The sequence below is a fragment of the uncultured Jannaschia sp. genome, assembly GCF_947494055.1.
In the GTDB taxonomy this organism is placed as follows: Bacteria; Pseudomonadota; Alphaproteobacteria; order Rhodobacterales; family Rhodobacteraceae; genus Jannaschia.
The window spans coordinates 1-4,443 of sequence record NZ_CANLTR010000093.1; the positions used below are offsets into that span (position 1 = coordinate 1).

Sequence of the window (4,443 nt, forward strand, 5' to 3'; positions counted from 1 at the left end):
CGCTCAATGAACGAGCGACACCAGCTATGAAGAAGCAGGTGGACGCCAGTTCCTACACCACGCCCCGGGACACTACCGATCCGAAGGCCTCATGCCAGGTCAGCGGGTAACACTCTCGATGAGGCAAGCGGTAGCAAAGTTACGTGAGGCAACACGACAAGCCTGCGCCGTGCGTGCGCCCAGCAGTGCGCTACGCGGATCGGATCGCCGCCCTTGCGGGAGGGGCGCGTGAGACGGTTGTAGCCGGTATAGCCATCGAGTTGCAGCGTGCCGTCGAAGCCGTGCAGGAACGTCTCCGCGTTCCGCCCACCGCGGTCGGGCGCGTAGAAGAAGACCACCCCGGGCGGATCGTCACCGCCCCAGGCGCGGTCGTCGCGTGCGAGAGCCCACAGGTAGCCGGTCTTGGTCCTGCCTCGGCCCGGGTCCAGCACCGGCGCCGTCGTTTCGTCCATGAAGAGCTTGCCTGAGGATTTCAGATGCTCGGCCAGCCGGTCGACGACGGGCCGCAGATGGAAGCCAGCGACACCGACCCAGTCGGCCAGCGTGCTGCGGTGGATGCTGACGCCCGACCGGGCAAGGATCTGGCTCTGGCAATAGAGGGGGAGATGGTCAGCATACTTGGCGACCAGCACGTGGGCGATGGCGCCCTCGGTGGGCAGGCCACCTTCGATGAGGGCCGCGGGCGCGCTCGCCATCGTTCTCGAACCGATGGCGCACGATGGCTCGCCCTGCGTGACGCCGTCGGTGCAGACCCGGCAGGCATATTTGGGGCGTATGGTGGCGAGCACCCGCAGTTGCGCGGGCACGATGTCGAGACGCTCCGTCCGGTCCTCGCCGATCTTGTGCATCCGTCCGCAGCCACAGGGGCACTCCAGGCTGTCGGGTTCGATGATCTGCTCAATGCGCGGCAGGTCCGCCGGCAGGTTGCCGCGATTGCGCTGCGCCGGAGCGACCTTGCGGCGCGGAGCCTCGTCCGAGGAAGCGCGCTCGTCGTGCTGCGTCTCGACCTCAGCCACTGCCGTCTCCAAGTCCTCGAAGGCGAGCTGCCGGTCGTCCTCGCCGAGCTTCTCGGACTTCTTGCCATGCACGACATGGTTCAGCTCGGCGACCAGATGCTCGAGCCGCTCGACGATCTGCTTCAGGTCGACGGCTTCCGCCTTCAGGACCGCGTTCGCAGCCAGCAGATTTGCGTGCTCCCGCAGGAGGTCGGCGATGATATCGCGCTGGCCCTCGGGCAGGCTCGACAGGTCGATCTTGGCGGCGGCGGGCATGCTGCGAAGATACCCCGAACCAACTGGAAAGGAACGCGGTTTCGACTGCGGAGAGTCATTCCGCCGCAGCCGGTTTCCGGGCTTCCAGCGCCCGAACCTTGCGCCAGTCCAGGCCCGAGAACAGGGCCTCGAACTGCGCGCGGTCCAGTGTCATCACGCCGTCCCCGATCGTGGGCCACGCGAAGGTCGTCTCTTCCAAGCGCTTGTAGGCCATCACCAGCCCCGTCCCGTCCTAGAACAGGATCTTCAGTCGATCCGCCCGCTTGGCCCGGAAGACGAACACCGTGCCGGTGAACGGGTCTTCCTTCAGAGCCGACTGGACCAGGGCCGCCAGCCCGTCATGCCCCTTTCGGAAGTCCACCGGCTGCGTCGCCACCAGGATGCGCATCTTGTGCGACGGCAGCATCACGAGGGCTCGACAAGGGCACGGGCGATCTCGGCGACGCGTGCGGCCGGGGTCGAAGCATCGAGATGGACCACGACCTCGCCGATGCCGATCCGGATCTCGGCCGGCGTGCGAGTGGCTTCGGCGCCACGAACGGGAGGCTCGGCGTCACGCACGACCAGCGGCGCGAAGACCGCCTCGAGCGCATCGTCCTCCGGCACCGGTAGAACCAGATCGCCGTTCTTCGCCTGGCGCCGCCAAGCAGACAGCTGGTTGGGCTGGACCCCGAACCGCGCGGCGACATCCTTCACCGTGGCCCCCGCCCACAGGGTCTCCGCGACGGCCTGCGCCTTCACCTCGTCCGGCCAGCGCCGATGCCCCGACGCATGGATCCCCACACCCAGCGATCTGAGAAACGCATTCGTAGAACACATTGCGAAACGCACTCCCTGCCTCATCACAGGGATGCCTTCGCAACTCGTCAGACCAGCCGGAAGGCGGGGCTCAACCGCCGCTTACCCTCGTTCCCGTCCTTCCTCGGAATATACCCAAGCGTAGATCGTCTCGTGGCAGACATACGCGCCGCTGCCGTCGCGTCGGAGCCGCCCGGCGATCTGCTCCGGACTCCAGCCCGCGCGCAGCCGGTCGGTGATCGAAGCGAGAAGCAGCGGCTCCCTTGCGAGCTTCCGCCGCCGGTATCTGCGCCGCGCCGCCATCGTCTGCGCCACCGAACTGTAGTAGCCGTCCAGATACGGGTTCTCTGCGTCGGCGAACCTGTTCCGCTTGAGCTCGCGATAGATCGTCGAACGATGGCGTCCGAGCTCATCCGCAATTTCCATCACCGGCACCCGTGCGTTTCTCAGCCGCTCGATCCGCCGTCGTTCCTCGATCCCGAACTCCGGATGCGCCATCCTGTTTCCTCCCAGTCCATCAAAAGAATAGGAGACATGTCGCAAGCCAAAATAGAATGGGCCGCGGTAACAAGATTGAACAAATTAATATGCATTATGTAGTTTATGAATATGGTTGTGCGGAACCTCGCGTTGAATGTGCAGTATTTCGCCTACAGGCTAACCTTTCTATCTAACTTCCGAAGATCTGGCAAATTAGTACTAGTCGTGCATCGGCGCATTGATGCTAGCCGTTTCAAGTTTCCGTAACGAAATCTGTATGGTGGCCGTAATCACAGGAACGCCGCGGATTCGTACGCATTGGATTGAAACCGCAGGGCAAAGAAGCAACTTCCTGCGAAATACATAAATATCAGAAATGTCCGTTCGCAATGTCAATGCGGCGGATCAATCTATCATAGAGCCGTCTTGCAAGAACTTGCCTTCACAAGGGCGGGCATCCGCTGACCTGTCCGATACCGTGGTTGTTTTCCCGAAAAAACCTGACCAAACGAGACCGGTTGCGAAATACCCGAACCGAGACAACGAGATAGAACCGGATGCCCGTACGTCGAATACCGTTTCATATCTTAATCAAATGGAAACTTTGCCGCCTGCAACATTGAGTCAACGACGGCGTCAATCGGCCCGACTGGTCACGAACCAGGCCGTTTAACCCGATCTTAACCCTGATCTACAACCACAGGTTGCATCACTGGAATGCCAAGCGGGTGCTCGATCTCGCTTGCACGCATATCGAAGAGGATAGAACTTTGGCCAAACCACGCGTGATCATTACCACCGACATTGGCGGCGACGACAAGGACGACGCCCAGTCCTTCATCCATGCCCTGCTCTATGCCGACGAGGTAAATTACCGCGGGTTCGTCTCGACGATGACGGATGATCGCAATGGTAATCCCGACTATCACTTCAACCGAATCATCGACGCCTATGGGCGGGATTTGTCGAAACTGCGCGAGACCGGCGATTACCCCTCCGCCTCCGAGATGCGCAGCCTCATCCACAAGGGTTCGGTGAACCCGGATTTTCCCGGCGCGCTGTCGAGCGGCGCGCGTCACATCATCGACGAGGCCCGCGCGGCTTCTCCGAACGATCCGGTCTACCTGCTCGCGTGGGGTCCGGTCCACGACATCGCCGCGGCGCTGAAGGCCGCCCCCGATATCGTCGACAGCGTCCGCGTCTACAGCGTCTACGGGCTGGGACAGGATCGGGTGAATACCGAAGCCTACAAGTGGATGAAGGACGCCGTCGGCGACGACAGCCGCTACTCCGATCTCTTCTGGATCAACGCCGAGGAGAGCTTCCGCGGCATGTATGCCGGCTCTTCAGGGCAGAACGATCCCGGTCGGAACCTGGGTTGGGTCAAGGACAACGTCGACGGCCACGGCGCGCTCGGCAACCTGTTCCACGACGTCTATTCCTATGACCTCTACGGCAATGGCGGCTCGGCGAAGGGGCTGAAAATGGGGGATACCCCGTCGCTCCTCTACGTCCTCGACAATGTCGACAACGACAATCCCGGCGCGCGCAGCTGGGGCGGCTCCTTCGCGAAGAACGGCTGGGGCGACAATACCTGGGACGACCGCGACGGCTCGGGCGACCGCCTCGGAAGCTACGACGGCGCCCGGACCGTCTACGAGAATCGTAGCGAAGCTTGGGGCGATTTTGCCGATCGGCTCGACCGTGCTAAGGACGGCTCCGGACGAAAAGACAACGATTCTGTTGACTTAGGGGAAAGCCCCACGGGGGGGGTCCCGAACGGTTCGGAAGAAGTGATGGTTACGACGGGAAGAACACAGGCCGAGGCGTTCGACCTCGCGGGTGGCTATGTCTACGAGGGCCGCAGCGCGAGCGCAGGCGGCGCCAACATAAA

General features: G+C 62.6%; 3 protein-coding genes and 2 pseudogenes. 1 reads left to right on the forward strand and 4 read right to left on the reverse strand.

What is annotated here, in order from left to right; translation table 11 throughout:
- Positions 1 to 149: 149 nt before the first annotated feature.
- The 4 genes and pseudogenes from Q1A87_RS22880 to Q1A87_RS22895 form a co-directional block, all read right to left on the reverse strand.
- Positions 150 to 1,271, reverse strand: a pseudogene (locus Q1A87_RS22880) (IS66 family transposase); the annotation flags it as partial.
- 55 nt (positions 1,272 to 1,326) lie between these two features.
- A pseudogene (gene tnpB, locus Q1A87_RS22885) lies at positions 1,327 to 1,677 on the reverse strand (IS66 family insertion sequence element accessory protein TnpB).
- Positions 1,677 to 2,054 (reverse strand): transposase, encoded by a 378-nt coding sequence (locus tag Q1A87_RS22890; RefSeq protein ID WP_299656993.1) that lies wholly within the window; start codon positions 2,052 to 2,054, stop codon positions 1,677 to 1,679. Before Q1A87_RS22890 ends, tnpB begins: the two are co-directional and overlap by 1 nt.
- Before the next feature lie 117 nt (positions 2,055 to 2,171).
- Positions 2,172 to 2,567 carry a helix-turn-helix domain-containing protein gene (locus Q1A87_RS22895; RefSeq protein WP_299656996.1) on the reverse strand — a complete coding sequence of 132 codons (396 nt, stop codon included), beginning with the start codon at positions 2,565 to 2,567 and terminating at the stop codon, positions 2,172 to 2,174.
- 752 nt (positions 2,568 to 3,319) lie between these two features.
- Here Q1A87_RS22895 and Q1A87_RS22900 point away from each other — a divergent pair.
- Positions 3,320 to 4,443 (forward strand): nucleoside hydrolase-like domain-containing protein (locus Q1A87_RS22900; RefSeq protein ID WP_299656999.1); only part of this gene is annotated, 1,124 nt, incomplete at its 3' end.

What these genes read in the sequence shown, in the direction of transcription:
- Q1A87_RS22895 (WP_299656996.1), bottom strand. Translation starts at nt 2,567, where the DNA reads ATGGCGCATCCGGAGTTCGGGATCGAGGAACGACGGCGGATCGAGCGG.